This is a genomic window from Pseudomonas sp. LBUM1662 (genome assembly GCF_059695915.1).
Genome location: NZ_CP166793.1, coordinates 4101143 through 4122701, shown reverse-complemented (window position 1 = coordinate 4122701; position 21559 = coordinate 4101143). Strand labels below are relative to the sequence as shown.

General features: G+C 59.2%; 19 protein-coding genes and 2 pseudogenes. 18 read left to right on the top strand and 3 right to left on the bottom strand.

The features are described from left to right. The first annotated feature begins 261 nt into the window (after positions 1-261). The 15 genes and pseudogenes from ACA049_RS18560 to ACA049_RS18490 all read left to right on the top strand — a co-directional run. The gene (locus ACA049_RS18560) at positions 262-2199 is read left to right on the top strand and encodes a bifunctional 5-dehydro-2-deoxygluconokinase/5-dehydro-2-deoxyphosphogluconate aldolase (protein ID WP_497328702.1); all 1938 of its coding nucleotides are present in this window, start codon (positions 262-264) and stop codon (positions 2197-2199) included. A gap of 342 nt (positions 2200-2541) precedes the next feature. Then, complete coding sequence (gene iolE / locus ACA049_RS18555) at positions 2542-3435, top strand: myo-inosose-2 dehydratase (protein WP_497328701.1); 894 nt, start codon at positions 2542-2544, stop codon at positions 3433-3435. Beyond that, complete coding sequence (iolB, locus tag ACA049_RS18550) at positions 3432-4241, top strand: 5-deoxy-glucuronate isomerase (protein WP_497328700.1); 810 nt, start codon at positions 3432-3434, stop codon at positions 4239-4241. The genes iolE and iolB overlap by 4 nt, the downstream gene beginning before the upstream one ends. Before the next feature lie 43 nt (positions 4242-4284). Continuing rightward, positions 4285-5787, top strand: a complete 1503-nt coding sequence (locus ACA049_RS18545) for a CoA-acylating methylmalonate-semialdehyde dehydrogenase (protein ID WP_497328699.1) — start codon at positions 4285-4287, stop codon at positions 5785-5787. Positions 5788-5812: 25 nt separating this feature from the next. Then, positions 5813-6634 carry a TIM barrel protein gene (locus ACA049_RS18540; RefSeq protein ID WP_497328698.1) on the top strand — a complete coding sequence of 274 codons (822 nt, stop codon included), beginning with the start codon at positions 5813-5815 and terminating at the stop codon, positions 6632-6634. Positions 6635-6776: 142 nt separating this feature from the next. Then, positions 6777-8708: a 3D-(3,5/4)-trihydroxycyclohexane-1,2-dione acylhydrolase (decyclizing) gene (gene iolD / locus ACA049_RS18535; protein WP_497328697.1), complete on the top strand. Its 1932-nt coding sequence runs from the start codon at positions 6777-6779 to the stop codon at positions 8706-8708. A gap of 32 nt (positions 8709-8740) precedes the next feature. After that, the gene (gene iolG, locus ACA049_RS18530) at positions 8741-9751 is read left to right on the top strand and encodes a bifunctional inositol 2-dehydrogenase/D-chiro-inositol 1-dehydrogenase (RefSeq protein WP_497328696.1); all 1011 of its coding nucleotides are present in this window, start codon (positions 8741-8743) and stop codon (positions 9749-9751) included. A gap of 148 nt (positions 9752-9899) precedes the next feature. Then, on the top strand, positions 9900-10952 hold the full coding sequence (locus ACA049_RS18525) for a Gfo/Idh/MocA family protein (protein WP_497328695.1): 1053 nt from the start codon (positions 9900-9902) through the stop codon (positions 10950-10952). Between the two features lie 156 nt (positions 10953-11108). After that, entirely contained in the window at positions 11109-12035 is a 927-nt protein-coding gene (locus ACA049_RS18520; RefSeq protein WP_497328694.1) for a sugar ABC transporter substrate-binding protein, read from the top strand. Between the two features lie 69 nt (positions 12036-12104). Then, on the top strand, positions 12105-13670 hold the full coding sequence (locus tag ACA049_RS18515) for a sugar ABC transporter ATP-binding protein (RefSeq protein ID WP_497328693.1): 1566 nt from the start codon (positions 12105-12107) through the stop codon (positions 13668-13670). Positions 13671-13712: 42 nt separating this feature from the next. Then, positions 13713-14735: an ABC transporter permease gene (locus tag ACA049_RS18510; RefSeq protein ID WP_008153855.1), complete on the top strand. Its 1023-nt coding sequence runs from the start codon at positions 13713-13715 to the stop codon at positions 14733-14735. A 327-nt stretch (positions 14736-15062) separates the two neighbouring features. Next, on the top strand, positions 15063-15467 hold the full coding sequence (locus tag ACA049_RS18505) for a TraR/DksA family transcriptional regulator (protein WP_007907888.1): 405 nt from the start codon (positions 15063-15065) through the stop codon (positions 15465-15467). 215 nt (positions 15468-15682) lie between these two features. Further along, a complete protein-coding gene (locus ACA049_RS18500) occupies positions 15683-17287 on the top strand; it encodes a methyl-accepting chemotaxis protein (RefSeq protein ID WP_497328692.1) in 1605 nt (534 codons plus the stop codon). 132 nt (positions 17288-17419) lie between these two features. Further along, positions 17420-17712, top strand: a pseudogene (locus tag ACA049_RS18495) (methyl-accepting chemotaxis protein); the annotation flags it as partial. Positions 17713-17844: 132 nt separating this feature from the next. Beyond that, positions 17845-18137: pseudogene (locus ACA049_RS18490) on the top strand (methyl-accepting chemotaxis protein); the annotation flags it as partial. Between the two features lie 140 nt (positions 18138-18277). Here ACA049_RS18490 and ACA049_RS18485 read toward each other — a convergent pair. The 3 genes from ACA049_RS18485 to ACA049_RS18475 all read right to left on the bottom strand — a co-directional run bounded on the left by ACA049_RS18485 (position 18278) and on the right by ACA049_RS18475 (position 19275). Then, a complete protein-coding gene (locus ACA049_RS18485; RefSeq protein WP_282377837.1) occupies positions 18278-18517 on the bottom strand; it encodes a DUF2789 domain-containing protein in 240 nt (79 codons plus the stop codon). Between the two features lie 119 nt (positions 18518-18636). Continuing rightward, positions 18637-18867, bottom strand: coding sequence for a hypothetical protein (locus ACA049_RS18480; protein WP_497336906.1), 231 nt, complete (start codon positions 18865-18867; stop codon positions 18637-18639). Positions 18868-19026: 159 nt separating this feature from the next. After that, positions 19027-19275, bottom strand: coding sequence for a hypothetical protein (locus tag ACA049_RS18475; protein ID WP_497337025.1), 249 nt, complete (start codon positions 19273-19275; stop codon positions 19027-19029). Between the two features lie 410 nt (positions 19276-19685). Between ACA049_RS18475 and ACA049_RS18470 the strand changes: the two genes are divergently transcribed. The 3 genes from ACA049_RS18470 (at position 19686) to ACA049_RS18460 (ending at position 21493) form a co-directional block, all read left to right on the top strand. Then, a complete protein-coding gene (locus tag ACA049_RS18470; protein ID WP_109629923.1) occupies positions 19686-20156 on the top strand; it encodes a hypothetical protein in 471 nt (156 codons plus the stop codon). After that, on the top strand, positions 20156-20359 hold the full coding sequence (locus ACA049_RS18465; protein WP_497328691.1) for a hypothetical protein: 204 nt from the start codon (positions 20156-20158) through the stop codon (positions 20357-20359). Before ACA049_RS18470 ends, ACA049_RS18465 begins: the two co-directional genes overlap by 1 nt. A 117-nt stretch (positions 20360-20476) precedes the next feature. Beyond that, complete coding sequence (locus tag ACA049_RS18460; protein WP_497328690.1) at positions 20477-21493, top strand: ABC transporter substrate-binding protein; 1017 nt, start codon at positions 20477-20479, stop codon at positions 21491-21493. Positions 21494-21559 lie beyond the last annotated feature (66 nt).

The following is a 21559-nucleotide window of genomic DNA, read 5'->3' as shown; positions in this document are numbered from 1 at the left end:
TGACAATAGGTTGGCTGTGCGCAGTCTACAGGGTAGGCCGGAATAAAATCTTGAGCTTGCGGCCGGCGTGAGGTTTGCTGAAACGATGCACTGTGTCTGGAATGCTTTTGTAAAAGTTTATTGGAAAAAATATTCCAAGTAAAAATTATTTGGAATAATTATTGATTGTTCGGCCCCGGTCGTTTTAGTCTGCATCCCACCAAGAGCGTTCGGCGCCTCCATCGCCCCGAACGCAGGCTGATAAAAATAACAGGAGCCAGCATGGGCCAGACTCGTTTTGCCAGTGGGCGTCAATTGGATCTGATTTGCCTGGGGCGCCTTGGCGTCGACCTCTATGCGCAGCAAGTCGGGGCGCGGCTCGAGGATGTTTCAAGCTTCGCCAAATACCTTGGGGGATCGTCCGCCAACATCGCGTTTGGCACCGCTCGGCTGGGCCTGAAATCGGCGATGTTGAGCCGGGTAGGGGACGACCACATGGGCCGGTTCCTGCTGGAATCCCTGGCGCGTGAGGGCTGTGACGTCAGCGGCGTCAAAGTCGATCCGGAACGCCTGACCGCGATGGTCCTGCTCGGTCTCAAGGACCGCGAAACCTTTCCTTTGGTCTTCTACCGCGAAAACTGTGCCGACATGGCACTGCGGGCCGAGGACATCAACGAAGCCTTTATTGCCTCCAGCAAAGCCTTGCTGATCACCGGCACCCATTTCTCCACCGACGGCGTCTACAAGGCGAGCATCCAGGCGCTGGATTACGCCGAGAAGCACAACGTCAAACGGGTGCTGGATATCGATTATCGGCCGGTGCTGTGGGGGCTGGCGGGCAAGGCTGATGGGGAAACCCGCTTCGTTGCCGATCAGAACGTCAGCCAGCATGTGCAGAAAATCCTGCCACGTTTCGACTTGATCGTCGGCACTGAAGAAGAGTTTTTGATTGCGGGCGGCTCGGAGGATTTGCTCACGGCGTTGCGCAATGTCCGCCGTTTGAGCGATGCAACGTTGGTGGTCAAGCTTGGCCCGCAGGGTTGCACGGTGATTCACGGGGTGATTCCGGTGCGTCTTGAAGACGGGGCGATTTACCCTGGCGTTCGGGTGGAAGTGCTCAACGTGTTGGGGGCCGGCGATGCTTTTATGTCGGGCTTCCTCAGCGGTTGGCTGGAGGATGCCAGCGATGAGCGCTGCTGCCAGTTGGCCAATGCCTGCGGCGGTCTGGTGGTGTCGCGCCATGCCTGCGCCCCGGCGATGCCGACCCGCGCCGAACTCGATTACCTGTTCAACAGCCCGGTGCCGATTACCCGGCCGGATCAGGACGCGGTGTTGCAGCGTTTACATCAGGTCAGCGTGCCGCGCAAACAGTGGAGGCAGCTGTTCATCTTTGCCTTCGATCATCGTGGGCAACTGGTGGAGCTGGCGCAAAAGGGTGGTCGCGACCTCAACGCGATCTGTGAACTCAAACAACTCTTTATCAAAGCCGTGGAGCGGGTTGAAACCGATTTGCGTGAGCAGGGTATTGACGCTGATGTTGGCTTGCTCGCCGATCAACGCTTCGGACAGGACTCGCTGAATGCCGCCACCGGTCGTGGTTGGTGGGTGGCTCGGCCGGTGGAAGTGCAGGGCTCACGGCCGTTGGCGTTTGAACATGGGCGCTCGATTGGCAGCAACCTGATTGCCTGGCCGCAGGAACAGATCATCAAGTGCCTGGTGCAATTTCATCCTGACGACGAGCCGTTGCTGCGTTTGGAACAGGAAGCGCAGATCAAGGGTTTGTATGAGGCGTCCCAGGTCAGCGGCCATGAACTGCTGCTGGAAATCATCCCGCCCAAGGATCATCCGTCGACCCATCCGGACGTTTTGTATCGCGCGCTGAAACGCCTCTACAACCTGGGGATTTACCCGGCGTGGTGGAAGATCGAAGCGCAAAGTGCCGAGGAGTGGAAACAGCTGGATGAGCTGATTCAGGAGCGTGATCCGTATTGCCGTGGCGTGGTGTTGCTGGGCTTGAATGCTCCGGCGTCTGCGCTGGCCGAAGGGTTTCAGCAGGCGAGCCAGAGCCAGACATGCCGAGGATTCGCCGTGGGCCGCACGATTTTCCAGGAACCGAGCCGCGCGTGGCTGGCCGGTGAAATCGACGACGAAGCGCTGATCCGTCAGGTGCAGGACACCTTCGTCGAACTCATCAACGCCTGGCGCACCGCCCGCGCCTGAGGATTTAACGCAAATCCAATGTGGGAGCGGGCTTGCTCGCGAAGACGGCGGCACATTCAACGTTGATGTCGCCTGACACACCGCTTTCGCGAGCAAGCCCGCTCCCACAGGGTTTTGTGTCGCTCTTACTGGTTAGGTACAACAACAAAAGGTGCAGCCATGCCCGCTATTCCGCGCTTGATGGTTTGACGCAATTCAAAATGTGGGAGCGGGCTTGCTCGCGAAGACGGCGGCACATTCAACGTTGATGTCGCCTGACACACCGCTTTCGCGAGCAAGCCCGCTCCCACAGGGTTTTGTGTCGTTCTTACTGATGTGTGTACAACAACAATAGGTGCAGCCATGCCCGCTATCCGAATTGGCATCAACCCGATCTCCTGGAGCAACGACGACTTGCCGTCCCTCGGTGGCGAGACGCCGCTGAGCACCGCTTTAAGCGAAGGCAAGGAGATCGGTTACGAAGGTTTCGAACTCAACGGCAAATTTCCCAAGGATGCCAAAGGCGTCGGCGACGTGCTGCGGCCTTACGATCTGGGGCTGGTATCGGGCTGGTATTCCAGCCGTCTGGCCCGCCGTTCCGTGGCGGAGGAAATCGACGCCATCGGCAGCCATGTCGATCTGCTGGCGAAGAACGGCGCCAAGGTGCTGGTTTACGGTGAAGTGGCGGACTCGATCCAGGGCCAGCGCATTCCCTTGGTGGAACGCCCGCGTTTCCACACCGAACAGGCGTGGCAGGAATACGCCGACAAGCTCACCGAGCTGGCGCGTTTCACCCTGTCCCAAGGTGTGCGCCTTGCCTATCACCACCACATGGGCGCTTACGTCGAATCCCCGGCCGACATCGACAAGCTGATGGCGTTGACCGGCAGCGAAGTCGGTCTGCTGTTCGATTCGGGCCATTGCTACATGGGCGGCGGCGAGCCGTTGCAGGTGCTGCGCAAACACATCAATCGCATCTGCCACGTGCATTTCAAAGACGTGCGCAAACCGGTGGTGCAACTGGCGCGCAACAACCTGTGGAGCTTTCCGGACTGCATCATTAACGGCACTTTTACCGTGCCCGGCGATGGCGACATCGACTTCGCCGCGCTGCTCGATGTGTTGCTGGCCAACGATTATCACGGCTGGCTGGTGGTCGAGGCCGAGCAGGATCCGGCCGTGGCGCCGAGCTACGTCTACGCGAAAAAAGGCTACGACACCTTGCGTGCGTTGCTCGATGAGAGGGTTAAGCGATGAGCCTGCTGGTCAAAAGCAATACCCACGGCCGGACGATGGTCGAGTTGGGCAAAGGTGAATTGGAATACGTCGGCTTCGCCGCTTACCGCTTGAGCCTCGGCGAAACCTTGCCGGTGGCGGCGGGCGATAAAGAACTGTGTCTGGTGCTGCTCAGCGGTCGCGTCAGCATCAAGGGCGAAGCGCCGGGGCAGGGCGCTTTCGACTGGGACAACCTCGGTGATCGCCAGTCGGTGTTCGAAGACAAATCACCCTTCGCCGCGTACTTGCCGCCGGGCAGTCAGGCCCAGATCGTCGCGTTGAGCGATGTGCAGATTGCCGTCTGCGCCGCACCGGGCTCAGCCGAAAAGGGCCTTGGTCCAAGGCTGATCAAACCCGACACCATGAAGCGCAGCGTGCGCGGCAAGGGCGCCAACACCCGTTACGTCTGCGACATCCTGCCGGACACCGAGCCCGCCCATTCGCTGCTGGTGGTGGAAGTGCGCACGCCGTCGGGACACTCGTCGAGCTACCCGCCGCACAAACACGACACCGATGATTTGCCGCACCAGAGCTTTCTCGAAGAAACCTATTACCACCAGATCAACCCGCCCCAGGGCTTCGTGTTCCAGCGCGTCTACACCGACGACCGCAGCATCGATCAAGCCATGGCCGTGGAAAACAGCGACCTCGTGGTCGTGCCCAAGGGCTATCACCCGGTCAGCGTGCCGTACGGCTACGAGTCGTATTACCTGAACGTGATGGCCGGCCCGAAACGCGTCTGGCAGTTCCATAACGATCCGCAGCACAGTTGGCTGCTTGATCTCTGAACTAAAAAGCCTGATTTCACTTTCTGCACGGAGAACAAGAACAATGAGCGACGCCCCGGTCATCGGCCATTACATCGACGGTCAAGTGCAAGACAGCGGCAGCGAGCGGTACAGTAATGTTTTCAACCCGGCGACCGGCGAGGTGCAAGCGCGCGTCGGGCTGGCCAGCGAGAAAACCGTCGACGCCGCCGTTGCCTCGGCCCTGAAAGCGTTCGCGGCCTGGTCCGAGCAATCGTCCCTGCGCCGTTCGCGGGTGATGTTCAAGTTCAAGGAATTGCTCGACCGTCATCACGATGAACTGGCCGAAATCATCAGCCGCGAACACGGCAAGGTGCTCTCTGATGCCAAGGGCGAAGTCACCCGTGGCATCGAGATCGTCGAATACGCCTGCGGTGCGCCGAACCTGCTGAAAACCGAGTTCAGCGACAACATCGGCGGCGGCATCGACAACTGGAACCTGCGCCAGCCACTGGGCGTGTGCGCCGGCGTCACGCCGTTCAATTTCCCGGTGATGGTGCCCCTGTGGATGATCCCGCTGGCGTTGGTCACCGGTAATTGCTTCATCCTCAAACCCTCCGAGCGTGATCCGTCCGCCAGTTTGCTGATGGCCCGCCTGTTGACCGAAGCCGGGTTGCCGGACGGCGTGTTCAACGTGGTCCAGGGCGACAAGACAGCGGTCGATGCGCTGTTGCAACACCCGGACATCGAGGCGATTTCCTTTGTCGGTTCGACGCCGATTGCCGAGTACATCCATCAGCAAGCCACCTCGCGCGGCAAGCGGGTTCAGGCGCTGGGCGGGGCGAAGAATCACATGATCGTCATGCCGGACGCGGATCTGGATCAGGCCGCAGACGCCTTGATCGGCGCGGCTTTCGGCTCGGCCGGCGAGCGCTGCATGGCGATCTCGATTGCCGTCGCGGTGGGCGATGTCGGCGACTCGTTGATTGCCAAGCTGCTGCCGCGCATCGATCAGCTCAAGGTCGGCAACGGCATGCAGGGCGACAGCGACATGGGGCCGTTGGTGACAGCCGAACACAAGGCCAAGGTCGAAGGCTTCATAGATGAAGGCGTGGCCCAAGGCGCGCAGCTGATTGTCGACGGTCGCGGGTTCAAGGTGCCGGGCGCGGAGAATGGCTTCTTCGTCGGCGCGACGCTGTTCGATAACGTCACCACCGAGATGAGCATCTATCAGCAAGAGATCTTCGGCCCGGTGTTGGGCATCGTCCGCGTCCCGGATTTCGCCAGTGCCGTCGCTTTGATCAACGCCCACGAATTCGGCAACGGTGTGTCGTGTTTCACCAGCGACGGCGGCATCGCCCAGGCGTTCGCTCGCACCATCAAGGTCGGCATGGTCGGTATCAACGTGCCTATTCCGGTGCCCATGGCCTGGCACTCATTCGGCGGCTGGAAGCGCTCGCTGTTCGGTGATCATCACGCCCATGGCGAAGAAGGCATCCGCTTCTACAGCCGCTACAAAAGCGTGATGCAGCGCTGGCCCGACAGCATCGCCAAGGGCCCTGAGTTCAGCATGCCGACAGCCAAATAATTCACCTGTGCGGAGAACAACAATAATGAGCAAGCCCTTGCGTTTCGCCCTGAACCGTATGGTCGCCCCACGTTTGTCCCTGCCCGCGTTCATCAACCTGGCGGTGGCGCTCAAGGCCGATGCCATCGAGATTCGTAACGACCTCAAGGGCATCGAAATCGAGAACGGTACGTCGGCCGAGCAGGTCCGTGAATTGTGCGAGGCCCAAGGCATCACCGTGCTGTCGATCAACGCGTTGTATCCGTTTGATGTGTGGAATGACGAGCGTCGGGTACAGGCCTTGAAACTGGCGGCCTATGCGCGTGATTGCGGTGCGCAGGGTTTGGTCATGTGTCCGCTGAATGATCGCGCCGATACGCGCAATGAAGCCGAACGCGCCGCCGGGTTGCGCACCGCATTGACTGAACTGGCGCCGATCCTGCGCGATTACGGCATTCTCGGTTTCATCGAACCGCTGGGGTTTGAAGAATGCTCGCTGCGCCTCAAACGCACGGCGGTGGAGGCGATCAAGGCTGTCGGTGGGCTGGATGTGTTCCGGCTGGTTCACGACACCTTTCACCATCACCTTGCGGGCGAGTCCGGGTTTTTCCCCGAACTGACCGGGCTGGTGCACATCTCCGGTGTCGAGGAGGCCGAGGCGCCGCTGGCGACCATTCGTGACGGCCATCGCGTGCTGGTGGGCGAGGGCGACATCCTCGGCAACGCAACGCAAATCGAAACCTTGCTCAGCAGCGGATACAACGGCTACCTGTCATTCGAGCCGTTCGCTGACAGCGTCCACGGCCTGACCAATATCCAACAGGCCCTCGGCGCGAGCATGGAACACCTACAAAAATCCCTGACCTGACCCACCCTCTGTAGGAGCTGTCGAGTGAAACGAGGCTGCGATCTTTTGATCTTGTTTTTTAAGATCAAGATCAAAAGATCGCAGCCTCGTTTCACTCGACAGCTCCTACAGGGAATCGGGTTTGAATTTGAAAGGTATGGTTATGACCACAACAAGACTGACCATGGCCCAGGCCCTGGTGAAATTCCTCGATAACCAGTACATCGAGGTCGATGGCGTCCAGAGCAAATTCGTCGCCGGGATCTTTACCATTTTCGGCCACGGCAACGTGCTGGGCCTGGGCCAAGCCCTGGAGCAGGACAGCGGCGACCTGATCGTCCATCAGGGCCGTAACGAACAAGGCATGGCCCATGCCGCCATCGGTTTCGCCAAGCAACACCTGCGGCGCAAAATCTACGCCTGCACCTCATCCGTCGGCCCGGGCGCGGCGAACATGCTGACCGCCGCCGCGACGGCCACCGCCAACCGCATTCCCTTGCTGCTGTTGCCCGGCGATGTCTACGCGTGCCGCCAGCCGGACCCGGTGCTGCAACAGATCGAGCAGTTCCACGACCTGAGCATCAGCACCAACGATGCGTTCAAGGCCGTGAGCAAATACTGGGACCGCATCAACCGCCCCGAGCAGCTGATGACCGCGGCGATCCACGCCATGCGCGTGCTCACTGACCCTGCCGAAACCGGCGCCGTGACCCTGGCCTTGCCGCAAGACGTGCAAGGCGAGGCCTACGACTATCCCGATTACTTCCTGCAAAAACGCGTGCACCGCATCGAACGTCGTCCGGCCACCGAAGCGATGCTCGGCGATGCCTTGGCGCTGTTCAAAGGCAAGCGCAAACCGCTGATCATTTGCGGCGGCGGGGTTCGTTATTCCGGTGCCAATGCAGCGTTGCAGGCGTTTGCCGAGCGCTTCGATATTCCCTTCGCCGAAACCCAGGCCGGCAAGAGCGCGGTGGTGTCCAGCCATCCGCTGAACGTCGGCGGGATTGGCGAAACCGGGTGTCTGGCGGCGAATCTGCTGGCCAAAGAGTCGGACCTGATCATCGGCGTCGGCACCCGCTACAGCGATTTCACCACCGCGTCGAAATCCCTGTTCCAGCATCCGGACGTGCAATTTCTCAACCTCAATATCAGCCCGTGCGATGCCTTGAAACTGGACGGCGTGCAACTGCTGGCGGACGCGAAAACCGGTTTGCTGGCACTGGCCGAAGCGCTGGGCGATTACCGCTCGGCGTGGGGCGATCAACCGCGACAGGCCAAGGCGCAACTGGACGAGGAGGTCGATCGGCTTTATCAGATCGAGTACCAGACCCAAGACTTCGCCCCGGAAATCAACGACCACATGGACCCGGCAGTCCTGCGCGAATTCATCGAGCTGACCGGTTCCTGCCTGACCCAGAGCCGCGTCCTCGGCGTACTAAACGAAACCCTAGACGACGACGCGGTGATCGTCGCTGCCGCTGGCAGCCTGCCGGGTGACTTGCAGCGCAGCTGGCGCAGCAAGGGCGTGAACACTTATCACGTCGAGTACGGTTATTCCTGCATGGGTTACGAAGTGAATGCTGCGCTGGGCGTGAAGCTCGCCGAGCCCGAGCGCGAGGTCTATGCGCTGGTCGGCGACGGCTCCTACATGATGTTGCACTCGGAGCTGGCGACCTCGATTCAGGAGCGCCGCAAGATCAACGTGGTGCTGCTCGACAACATGACCTTCGGCTGCATCAACAATTTGCAGATGGGCAACGGCATGGACAGCTTCGGCACCGAATTCCGTTTCCGCAATCCGGACACCGGCAAGCTCGATGGCGGTTTCGTGCCGGTGGATTTCGCCATGAGCGCGGCGGCCTACGGCTGCAAGACTTACAAAGTGAACACCGCTGACGAGCTGAAAGCCGCGCTGGTGGATGCGCGCTTGCAGACCGTGTCGACACTGATCGACATCAAGGTTCTGCCCAAAACCATGATTCATGGCTACCTGTCGTGGTGGCGGGTCGGCGTGGCGCAAGTCTCCACCAGCGCCCGCACCAATGAAGTAGCCAAGACCCTGAATGAACGACTGGCCAAGGCCCGTCAGTACTGATTGCCCTGAATCGAACACCAAGGAGTCCTTACATGTCATTAAAGTTAGGTGTCATCGGCACCGGAGCCATCGGCCAGGATCACATTCGTCGTTGCAGCCAGACCTTGCTCAACAGCCAGGTGGTCGCCGTCACCGACATCAATTTGCAACAAGCGGCCAAGGTCGTTGCCGACCTGAAACTGACCGCCGAGGTCTACCCGGACGGCCACGCGCTGATCAACGCGCCGGAAGTCGAGGCAATCCTCGTCACCTCCTGGGGCCCGAGCCACGAAGCGTTTGTGCTGGCAGCGATTGCCGCGGGTAAACCGGTGTTCTGCGAGAAGCCGCTGGCCGTCACCGCTGAAGGCTGCCGCAACATCGTCGAGGCCGAAGTGGCTCACGGCAAGCGCTTGGTTCAGGTCGGTTTCATGCGCCCCTATGACGAAGGTTATCGCGCACTTAAAAAAGTCATCGACAGCGGCCAGATCGGCGAACCGCTGATGCTCCACTGCGCCCATCGCAACCCGACCGTGGGCGAGAACTACAAGACCGACATGGCGATCACCGACACGCTGATCCATGAACTCGACGTGCTGCGCTGGTTGCTCGACGACGATTACGTGTCCGTACAAGTGGTGTTCCCACGCAAGAGCAGCAAGGCCCTCGCGCATTTGAAAGACCCGCAGATTGTGTTGCTGGAAACCGCCAAGGGCACGCGGATCGATGTGGAAGTGTTCGTCAATTGCCAGTACGGCTACGACATCCAATGCGAAGTAGTGGGGGAGACCGGTATCGCCAAACTGCCGGAGCCATCCCAGGTTCAGCTGCGCAGCGGGGCGAAGCTGTCCAACGCGATTCTGATGGACTGGAAGGATCGGTTTATCGCGGCCTATGACGTGGAGTTGCAGGCGTTTATTGATGGCGTGCGCGCCGGGCAAGTCGGCGGCCCATCAGCATGGGATGGCTTCGCCGCCGCCGTCGCCGCAGACGCCTGCATCGAAGCCCAAAACAGCGGGGCAATTGTAAAAGTCTCCCTCCCAGACCGCCCCCACTTCTACGCCTGACCCCAACCCCTGTAGGAGCTGTCGAGTGAAACGAGGCTGCGATCTTTTGATCTTGTTTTTAAAAATCAAAGATCAAAAGATCGCAGCCTCGTTTCACTCGACAGCTCCTTCAGGGGCAGAGGTGATAACAATAAGAAGGAGTTGAATCATGCGCATCGGACTTGTCGGTTACGGCCATGGCGGCCGCTTTTTCCATGCTCCGCTGATCAGCAGTCTGCCAGCGGCGAAGTTCGTGGGCGTGGTCACCCGTTCCCCGGAACGCCGACAACTACTGGCAGCCGAGTACCCGGGCGTGCCGGCCTTCGACAGCATCGGCCAACTGGTGGAAGCCGGCGTCGATGTGCTGGTGATTTCCACACCGCTCAAAGGTCGCCCGGCGTTGGTGCTCGACGGCATCGAACACGGCGTGGCGGTGGTCAGCGACAAGCCGTTCGCCGCCGATGCGCAGCAAGCCCAGACCCTGATCACCATGGCCGAGCGCCAGGGCGTGCAGCTCAGCGTCTACCAGAACCGTCGCTGGGACTCGGACTTCCTCACCGTGCGCAAACTCATCGAGTCCGGTGCCTTGGGCCACGTCACTCGCTTCGAATCGCGGATCGAACGTTATTCGCCGCAATCGGTGAACAACGGCAGTGGCGGTGGCTTCCTTCGCGACCTGGGCAGTCATCTGGTGGATCAGGCGCTGCTGCTGTTCGGCCCGGTGAGCCGTGTCTACGCCGAGCTGGATCACCTGGAAAAAGGCCAGGTCTTCGACAACGGCTTCTTTATGTCCCTGACCCACGCCAACGGAGTGATCTCGCACCTGGGCGGCAGTTGCCTGCAAAACACCCCGGGCCCGCGTTTCCGCGTGACCGGCACTCAGGGGTGTTACAGCGTCGATGGCCTGGACGGGCAAGAAGTGTCGGCGCTCGCCGGGCTCTCGCCGAAATCCGAGGGTGAGCGCTGGGGCGTGGAAGAGCATCGGCGCTGGGGCTGGTTCGAACAGGGCGAAGTGCGCGAACGCGTTCCGTCGGAGCGTGGCTGCTGGAACCAGTTCTATTTGCAGCTACAAACCGCGTTACAGAGCGGTGGCCCACTGCCTGTGGACGCCCGTGATGCACTGGCGACCACCCGCGTTCTAGACGCTGCGCGGCTGAGTTTCGAGCGGCGTCAGGTGGTGGAATTGGGGCCGTTTGAGAGCCATGGAGCAAAATTAGAATAAAATTCTAAAATGAGTTGATATAGAAATAATATTCCAATAAAGTCATTTCCAGCGAACTGCCTCTCGCTCGTTTTCACAGCTTTCCCGCTTGCCTGCTTACTGAAAATCGTCACGCCTCATCCATAAAACCAACAAGAATGTGGAGAAAGACTTTTCATGAAGACCAAGATCCGTTTTGCCTCACTGGCCTTGTCCCTGATGTTCGCCAGTGGTGCTGCCCTCGCCGACATGAAGATCGGCGTCAGCATGTCTCAGTTCGATGACACCTGGCTGACCTACCTGCGTGAATCCATGGACAAGAAAGCCAAGTCCTATCCCGACGGCGTGCAGCTGCAATTCGAAGACGCCCGCAGCGACGTGGTCAAGCAGTTGAGCCAGGTCGAAAGCTTCATCAGCCAGAAAGTCGATGCCATCGTGGTCAACCCGGTGGACACCGCCGCCACCAGGAAAATCACCGAAGCCGCCGTCAAGGCCGGCATCCCGCTGGTCTACGTCAACCGCCGCCCGGATGACCTGAAGCTGCCCAAAGGCGTGGTCACGGTAGCCTCCAACGACCTGGAGGCCGGTGAAATGCAGATGCAATACCTGGCCGACAAGATGGGTGGCAAGGGTGACATCGTGATTCTGCTGGGCGACCTCGCGAACAACTCCACCACCAACCGCACCAAAGGCGTGAAAGAGGTGCTGGCCAAATACCCGAACATCAAGATCGAGCAAGAACAGACCGGCACCTGGCTGCGGGACAAAGGCATGACCCTGGTCAACGACTGGCTGACCCAGGGCCGCAAGTTCGATGCGGTCGTGGCCAACAACGACGAAATGGCCATTGGTGCCGCGATGGCCCTACAACAGGCCGGCGTCGACAAGGGCAGTGTGCTGATCGCTGGCGTCGACGGTACGCCGGACGGCTTGAACGCGATCAAGAAAGGCAGCCTGGCGGTCTCGGTATTCCAGGACGCGAAAGGTCAGGCCGACGGCTCCATCGACACCGCTGTGAAAATGGCCAAAAACGAGCCGGTTGAACAGGCTGTGTGGGTGCCATATCGCTTGATCACTCCGCAAAACGTCGACACGTTCAAATAGCCGTCCGCCCCATAACAACAATAAGCACGCAAGGTTGCCACCGCGACCTTGCTGATGGAGTACCTGATCATGTTCGCTTCAGCGACTGCTTCGAGCACCCCGTTGGTGGGTATCCAGCCAACCGCAACATCCGTCGATGAGCCGTACCTGCTGGAGATCATCAACGTCAGCAAGGGTTTTTCCGGTGTGGTGGCGTTGTCCGACGTGCAGCTGCGGGTTCGTCCCGGTTCCGTGTTGGCGCTGATGGGCGAAAACGGCGCGGGCAAATCGACCCTGATGAAAATCATCGCCGGCATCTACCAGCCGGACGCTGGCGAACTGCGCCTTCGCGGCAAGCCGGTGGTGTTCGACACGCCGCTGGCCGCGCTGCAGGCCGGGATCGCGATGATCCACCAGGAACTCAATTTGATGCCGCACATGAGCATCGCCGAGAACATCTGGATCGGCCGCGAGCAGCTCAACAGCCTGCACATGATCGACCACCGCGAGATGCACCGCTGCACTGCGAAACTGCTCGAACGCCTGCGGATCAACCTCGACCCGGAAGAGCAGGTCGGCAACCTGAGCATCGCCGAACGGCAGATGGTCGAGATCGCCAAGGCGGTGTCTTACGACTCCGACATTCTGATCATGGACGAACCGACCTCGGCCATTACCGACAAGGAAGTTGCGCACCTGTTCTCGATCATTGCCGACCTCAAGAGCCAGGGCAAAGGCATCATCTACATCACCCACAAAATGAACGAAGTGTTCGCCATCGCCGATGAAGTGGCGGTGTTCCGCGACGGCGCCTACATTGGCCTGCAACGGGCCGACAGCATGGATGGCGACAGCCTGATTTCGATGATGGTCGGCCGCGAGCTGAGCCAGTTGTTCCCGGTGCGCGAGAAGCCCATCGGCGATCTGCTGCTGTCGGTGCGCGACCTCAAGCTGGACGGTATTTTCAAAGGCGTGTCCTTCGACCTGCATGCGGGCGAGATCCTCGGCATCGCCGGGTTGATGGGCTCGGGCCGCACCAATGTCGCAGAAGCGATTTTCGGCATCACCCCGAGTGACGGTGGCGAGATTCGTCTGGATGGCGAAGTGGTGCGCATCAGCGATCCGCACATGGCGATCCAGAAGGGCTTCGCGTTGCTGACCGAGGATCGCAAGCTCAGCGGCCTGTTCCCGTGCCTGTCGGTGCTGGAGAACATGGAAATGGCGGTGCTGCCGCATTACGCCGGCCACGGCTTCATCCAGCAGAAAGCCTTGCGCGTGTTGTGCGAAGACATGTGCAAGAAGCTGCGGGTGAAAACCCCGTCGCTTGAACAGTGCATCGACACCTTGTCCGGCGGTAACCAGCAGAAAGCCTTGCTGGCGCGCTGGCTGATGACCAATCCACGGATCCTGATCCTCGACGAGCCAACCCGCGGCATCGATGTCGGCGCCAAGGCCGAGATTTACCGGCTCATCTCATACCTCGCCAGCGAAGGCATGGCGGTGATCATGATTTCCTCGGAGCTGCCGGAAGTGCTCGGCATGAGCGACCGGGTGATGGTCATGCACGAGGGCGACCTGATGGGAACCCTCGACCGCAGCGAAGCGACCCAGGAACGAGTCATGCAACTGGCCTCGGGCATGTCCGCGGTTCACTAAGGCAAGCTCCCTCGCCACACAGATTTCTATTGAAGGTGGGTTATGAACGCGATACTGGAAAACAAGCCAGCAACGGCACCGGTCAAGAGTCGCCGGCGCTTTCCGACCGAGTTGAGTATTTTCCTGGTGCTGATTGGTATCGGCCTGGTCTTCGAAGTGTTCGGCTGGATCGTGCGCGACCAGAGCTTCCTGATGAACTCCCAGCGCCTGGTGCTGATGATCCTGCAAGTGTCGATCATCGGCCTGCTGGCGATTGGCGTGACCCAAGTGATCATCACCACCGGTATCGACCTGTCCTCCGGCTCAGTGCTGGCCTTGTCGGCGATGATCGCTGCCAGCCTGGCGCAGACCTCGGACTTTGCCCGGGCGGTGTTTCCGTCGCTGACTGACTTGCCGGTATGGATACCGGTGATCGCCGGGCTCGGCGTCGGACTGCTGGCGGGCGCGATCAACGGCAGCATCATTGCCATCACCGGGATTCCGCCGTTCATTGCCACCCTCGGCATGATGGTCTCGGCGCGTGGCCTGGCGCGTTACTACACCGAAGGCCAGCCGGTGAGCATGCTTTCGGATTCCTACACGGCCATCGGACATGGCGCCATGCCGGTGATCATTTTCCTGGTGGTCGCGGTGATCTTTCACATCGCCCTGCGTTACACCAAGTACGGCAAGTACACCTACGCCATTGGCGGCAACATGCAGGCGGCGCGCACCTCGGGGATCAACGTCAAGCGGCATCTGGTGATCGTCTATAGCATCGCCGGGTTGCTGGCCGGGCTGGCGGGGGTGGTGGCCTCGGCGCGTGCCGCGACCGGGCAGGCCGGGATGGGCATGTCTTATGAGCTGGATGCGATTGCTGCGGCCGTGATCGGCGGCACCAGCTTGGCCGGCGGCGTCGGGCGCATCACTGGCACCGTGATTGGTGCGTTGATTCTCGGGGTGATGGCCAGCGGGTTTACCTTTGTCGGGGTGGATGCGTATATTCAGGACATCATCAAGGGACTGATTATTGTGGTGGCGGTGGTGATCGACCAATACCGCAACAAGCGTAAACTCAAGCGCTGAGTCGTAGAACAGACAGCCAATGCGCCACGCCTGACCCGCGTGGCGCAGCCGTTTGTCTTCTCTATACAGCCGCTCGATTGAATTTCTTGCTATAAACGCACTCCGATAATCACCGCAAAGGCTGCCATAGAGCACTTTCCGGGCTTTGTCGGACAAATTCGCTGTCTTTTCAGTTGCTGAGGCCTCAAGTCGGCCTTAGACTGCCGGCCCTCGTAAATTGAGTGCCGGGTGGCGCTTGGAATAAACGGCGCCTTTGCGACGGCCAGACCTGGTCCGCCGGAACGCTCCCTAATTCGCCTTAATGCACGTTTTTTTATAGAGATATCAATGACAAAGGACAAGTTGCTGGCCATGCCGGCGGATGACTACATGAATGCCGAGCAACATGCTTTCTTCTCCGAGCTGTTGCAGAACATGAAAGTCGAAACCCATGAGCGCATCGAACAGAACCGCATCGCCATCGAGAGCCTGGACACCCCAGCCGATCCGGCCGACGCAGCTTCCGTCGAAGAAGAGCGCACCTGGCTGGTGAACGCGATCGATCGCGACCAGCGCATGCTGCCTCAGTTGGAACAGGCTCTGGAACGCATCAAAGAAGACAGCTTCGGCTGGTGCGACGACAGCGGCGAGGCCATCGGCCTGAAACGCCTGCTGATCAGCCCGACCACCAAGTACTGCATCGAAGCTCAAGAGCGTCACGAACAGATCGACAAGCACCAGCGTCAGGCCTGATTTCGTAGCGCCCCGCATCGCGGGCAATCCCGCTTCCACGGTTCACGATGAACCTGTAGGAGCGAGGCTTGCCCGCGATGCTTTTTTGCGTCTGCAAAATCTTGCGAACTTCTATTGATCTGCTGCAACGCCCACTACTAATGGACCATAGATAATGGCCTTGTAGTGGCGTTTAATGCATGCACAACAATTAGAAGAACCTTGGGGTGACGAAGATGACGAGAGACGGATCTCTGGTTGCGGCAGTGCCTGCACCAGTGTTTTTGCCGAAAAACCTTTGGCTGGCGCCAACCCTGCAAAGCATCGCCTTGATGCTCTTGCTGTGCGGCATGGCGCTGGGTGGCTGGTCGCTTTACCTTTGTTTGCCATTGGCGGTGCTGGTGATCTGGCTGCCTCGCCTGCGCACGCGCGCCAATCCCGAAGCAACCCCGGCGGACGGCGCCAGCGCCATCGCTGAGTTGACTCGCGATCTTTCCTACACCACCAGTCATAACGCCTTGTCGGCCGCAGGCGTCGCCTTTTCGGTCAAGCAACTGGCGGACAAACTGCAATCACAACTCGACGCGGCGGCGCAAATCGTCAGCAACGCCGAAGTAATGATCTCGACCGAACAAGCCACTTCCAAGCTCAGCCGCGAAGCCCTCGGTGCCGCCAGCGAAGCTCATCAGAGCAGCGCAGCAGGGCGCACGGAACTGATCGAGTCCATCAGCCGCATGCATCAGCTCAGCCAGCGCGCTAGTAACAGCCGCGAACTGATTGAGGCCCTGAGCCTGCGCAGTGACGATATTCAACGGGTCACCCTGGTGATTCAGTCCATTGCCAGCCAGACCAACCTGCTGGCCTTGAACGCCGCAATCGAAGCGGCCCGGGCCGGGGAACATGGCCGTGGGTTTGCGGTGGTGGCGGATGAGGTTCGCGGTCTGGCGGCGCGCACGGCGACGGCGACTGGCGAAGTCGGGGAGATGGTCGCCGATATCCAGCAACGTACGGCGCAGGTGGTGGAGCAGATCCGCCAACTGTCCAGCGACCTCGACATCGGCGTCGAGCAGGTCGAACACACCGGCCAGCACCTGGAAAACATTGCGCGTCTGGCCGCTGGCGTTGAGCATCAAGTCGGGGAGATTGCCAAGGGGGCGGACACCAACCGCGAACAGCTCGACAGCCTGTTTCATGCCATCGAACAGATGCGCAGTGACCTGGCGGTCAGTGACCAGCAGACAAAGCGTCTGGCTCAGGCTGCCGTGCAAATGGAAGGTCAGGCCGAAACCATCAGCGAACGCCTCGCCGAAGTCGGGCTGGATGACTACTACCAAAGGATTTATGACCTGGCCCGCGAAGGCGCGAGCCAGATTGCGGCGCGCTTCGAAGCGGATATCGACCAGGGTCGGGTCAGCCTCGATGACCTGTTCGATCGCAATTACCAGCCAATTCCGAACACCAGTCCGGCCAAGTTTCAGACGCGCTTCGATCGCTACACCGATCAAGTCTTGCCGGCCATTCAGGAACCGCTGCTGCCACGCCATGAAGGCTTGGTGTTTGCCATCGCCTGCACCCAGCAGGGTTACGTGCCCACCCATAACACCATCTTCAGCCAGCCGCTGACCGGCGATGCGCAGATCGATACGGTGCAAAACCGCACCAAGCGCAAATTCGCCGACCGCACCGGCATCCGCTGCGGCAGCCATCAACAGCCGGTGTTGTTGCAGACCTACACGCGCGACACTGGCGAACTGATGCACGACCTCTCGGTGCCGATCATGCTTAAAGGCAGGCATTGGGGTGGATTGCGGTTGGGGTACAAACCCGAGAGTCCGCGCTAGAGGTGAACCTGTAGGAGCTGTAGAGTGAAACGAGGCTGCGATCTTTTGATCTTGCTTTTAAAAGCGAAGATCAAAAGATCGCAGCCTCGTTTCACTCGACAGCTCCTACAGGGGAATGCGGGTGCTGGTCGCCCGAACACCAGTCCCGCCAAGTTTCAGACGCGCTTCGATCGCTACACCGATCAAGTCTTGCCGGCCATTCAGGAACCGCTGCTGCCACGCCAGATACGGTGCAAAACCGCACCAAGCGCAAATTCGCCGACCGCACCGGCATCCGCTGCGGCAGCCATCAACAGCCGGTGTTGTTGCAGACCTACACGCGCGACACTGGCGAACTGATGCACGACCTATCGGTGCCGATCATGCTTAAAGGCAGGCATTGGGGTGGATTGCGGTTGGGGCACAAACCCGAGAGTCCGCGCTAGAGGTGAACCTGTAGGAGCTGTCGAGTGAAACGAGGCTGCGATCTTTTGATCTTGCTTTTAAAAGCGAAGATCAAAAGATCGCAGCCTCGTTTCACTCGACAGCTCCTACAGGGGAATGCGGGTGCTGGTCGCCCGAACACCAGTCCCGCCAAGTTTCAGACGCGCTTCGATCGCTACACCGATCAAGTCTTGCCGGCCATCCAGGAACCGATGCTGCCACGCCAGATACGGTGCAAAACCGCACCAAGCGAAAATTCGCCGACCGCACCGGCATCCGCTGCGGCAGCCATCAACAGCCGGTGTTGTTGCAGACCTACACCCGCGACACTGGCGAACTGATGCACGACCTATCGGTGCCGATCATGCTTAAAGGCAGGCATTGGGGTGGATTAAGATTGGGTTACAAGCCCGAGAGTCCGCGCTAGAGATGACCCTGTAGGAGCTGTCGAGTGAAACGAGGCTGCGATCTTTTGATCTTGCTTTTAAAAGCGAAGATCAAAAGATCGCAGCCTCGTTTCACTCGACAGCTCCTACAGGGGGATGTGAGCGCTGAACGGGATGCTGGCTAGTGAACCTGATGCATACGCAGGTTCAGGTCGTCGACCACCCGCGCCCAATCGGCGTCTTCACGTAATTGTTCTTTGAGGAAGCCGGCTTGTTGCGGCGTCCAGAACTCGGCATCGATCAATTTCTTGTCGTCGGCCAAAGGCGAATGGCGGGCGATGAAATCGTCGATGGCTTTCTCGCTGGAATCCAGGCCGAGCTGGTCGAACAAACCTTTCAAGTCGTGTGTAGGTGAATCCATCTTTATCTCCTTGCGGTCGCGATCTGAGGTGCGGCTTCATTGCATCTGAGGGGGCCGCGCGTCAGGAGTTCGAAAGCGATTTGGAAAGCAGGAGAGAGCATAGACGGCAAATCCGTGGATCAGGCTTTCAATGCACCGTTATCGACGGCAAGTTTCAGCGCTTTGGCAGCTTCCTGGGCGGCAACGGCGGCTAATTCCGAGGTCTTGAACCAGCGATCCTTCTCGATTTGGTGATACGTCTCCTTGGTCAACGGCGGTTTGGGGCGCATGACAATGACAGCCTGGAATTCGCCTTCAACCTCTTTGGCTTCGCCCCGGATAAAAAACTCACCGATATCAAATTCCGTCACGTAGCTGCCTTCCCTTGGAAATATGTTGTTGTATTGAACGCCGTCCGTCATGAAGACGGATTTCATTGGCCGGGCAGTATGGCAGTAGTTGCCTGCCGGCGGCTGAGTTAAGTCGCCGGTGTGACGAAACGTCTATAGGCATGAGCGCGGATGTATACGTCAGTCGCATGACTCAAGTGAGCGGGCGAGGGCGCAGGCTTCGTTATGGCAGCCACGGAAACCTCTTACACGACCCGTGGAAATTTCCTTGATATGAAAGAAGGCATTACCCGCCAGCACCACCTGAAAGCGCGGCAACGGAAGGCTTTCAGGCTGCAACTCTTGGGCCTGGAACATCGCCGGGTGTATGGGGTCGGAGCTGTTTACGCGCGTTGCCTGGGAGGAAGCGAAGTGAGTCATGGTGCACATGTGAAGTCCTTTTCATTGTTTTGCCGACGTGTGTACGTCGTTTTGGGTAGTCTCGGTGAGCATGGCTGCTCTAGAATCACCAACACCGGTTGGCGAATGGTGTTCATCTAAAGCAATTTTTTACTGGCGATATGTCGGAAAAGTGCTTTTTTTAGAGAGAATTTTCCCTAAAGTTGGTAATCCGGTTTCCTCTGGCTGCAAGAAGGGCGTTTTCCTTCAACACCTGACGACTTTCACAGAGGACGGCGCGAGGGGTATTCCAGTAATCTCACTGACCTCGCGAGGCATGAGCACTCTGCTCGGCTCAGGATTTCAATTCGGGTCTTACGGTAAAACTTCGGCATGGCCGCTTTTTTCTGCTGTGCGCTTTTTCTGCGTGCGGCATCAATTTCAGATGTGGGGATGTTTCCTTGGCAGTAAGTAATCTCGATATGCATGCTTTGTTCGTGCTGGGTGATTTGCGCGCAAAGCTGGTTAAACAGTTCCAGTCACGTTTCGTTTACATCACCGAACAAAACGCCGAAGGCATTTACATTGCCGAGATCGATACCGAAGAGGCGTTGGTCGTCGATGACAAGCCAGGGCTCAAGCTCAAGGTCGGTGATCATTTCAGCGCTTCGGTATTGCCCAGTCGTGAAGGTGGCAAACTCGACATCAAGTTCCGTGAAATCAAACTGACGGTGTACGGGCTGGGCGATTACGCTTTTGTCACCACCGCAGACGGTCACGCGATTGTGTTCAAGGAAGGTCATAGCGTGGTGATGGTCTTCGCCGCCCACCAGCAATTGCAGGAAGGCCTGACCAAAACCCTGAAAGCCGTGACCGCCAAAGCCGCCAAGTGGCGCAAGGGCGAACTGGTCACGTTCAAGGCCAGCGAGTAATGACCCTGACCCGCGCCGATTTCCACGAACAGAATCAGGCCAGCGCGCAAGTCGAAGCGCGGCGGCTGTTCGAGCAGAAGGCTGTTCTGCAGGGAGGCTGGCTGAGTTGGGTCGCGTCACAGATCTACACGCTGCGCCCGGCGGCGTACGCCAGCATGGTAAGAAGAGAGCTGGCACGTTTGCAGGAAACTTCCGAAAATTAAATCACGCCCCTCGAAAGCAGGAACCTCTACTACAGTCAGTTGACTGAGTATTCAGAGGCTTGCGGTCTTCTGTCAGGCCATCCTGCTATTGCTGTGAACAGCACGAGGTGCAAAAGCATGAAAGGATTTCGACGGTTGCTGGCCGTTGCCCTGGCCACGTTGGGTGTTTTGAGTTCGCCCGTTTCGGTATCCGCAGCTCAGGCGCCGATCCACTTCGCCGACCTGAACTGGGAAAGTGGCAGCCTGATCACCGACATCCTGCGGATTATCGTCGAGAAGGGCTACGGCCTGCCTACCGATACCTTGCCTGGGACCACCATCACCCTGGAAACCGCACTGGCCAACAATGACATTCAGGTCATTGGCGAAGAGTGGGCCGGTCGCAGTCCGGTCTGGGTCAAGGCTGAAGCCGAGGGCAAAGTCGTGAGCCTGGGCGATACGGTCAAGGGCGCGACTGAAGGCTGGTGGGTGCCCGAATATGTGATCAAGGGCGACCCGGCCAAGGGCATCAAGCCGCTGGCCCCGGGTTTGCGCAGTGTCAGCGATCTGCCCAAGTACAAGGATGTGTTCAGCGATCCGGAAAGCCCGGGCAAGGGACGCTTTCTCAACAGCCCGATTGGCTGGACGTCGGAGGTGGTGAACAAGCAGAAACTCACCGCCTATGGCCTGAACGACAGCTACGTGAATTTCCGCAGCGGTTCCGGGGCAGCGCTGGATGCAGAGATCAGTTCGTCGATCCGTCGTGGCAAGCCGGTGCTGTTTTATTACTGGTCACCGACGCCGTTGCTCGGGCGCTTCAAGCTGATTCAGCTGGAGGAACCGCCGTTTGATGCCGAAGCCTGGAAAACCCTGACGGACGCTGATAATCCCAATCCGAAACCGACACGCTCGCTGGCCTCGAAGCTGTCGATCGGCGTGTCCACGCCATTCCAGAAACAGTATCCGCAGATTGCCGATTTCTTCAGCAAGGTCGATTTTCCGATCGACCCGTTGAACAAGGCACTGGCTGAAATGAGCGAAAAACACACCCCGCCACGGCAAGCGGCGGAGGCGTTCATGAGGGCGCACCCGGAGGTGTGGCAGGCGTGGTTGCCGAAGGATGTGGCGGATAAAGTTTCTGCTGAGCTGAAGTGATACATGGGCGCTGATGCCGCCTTCGCGAGCAAGCCCGCTCCCACAGGAGTACGCGGTCCACTGTGG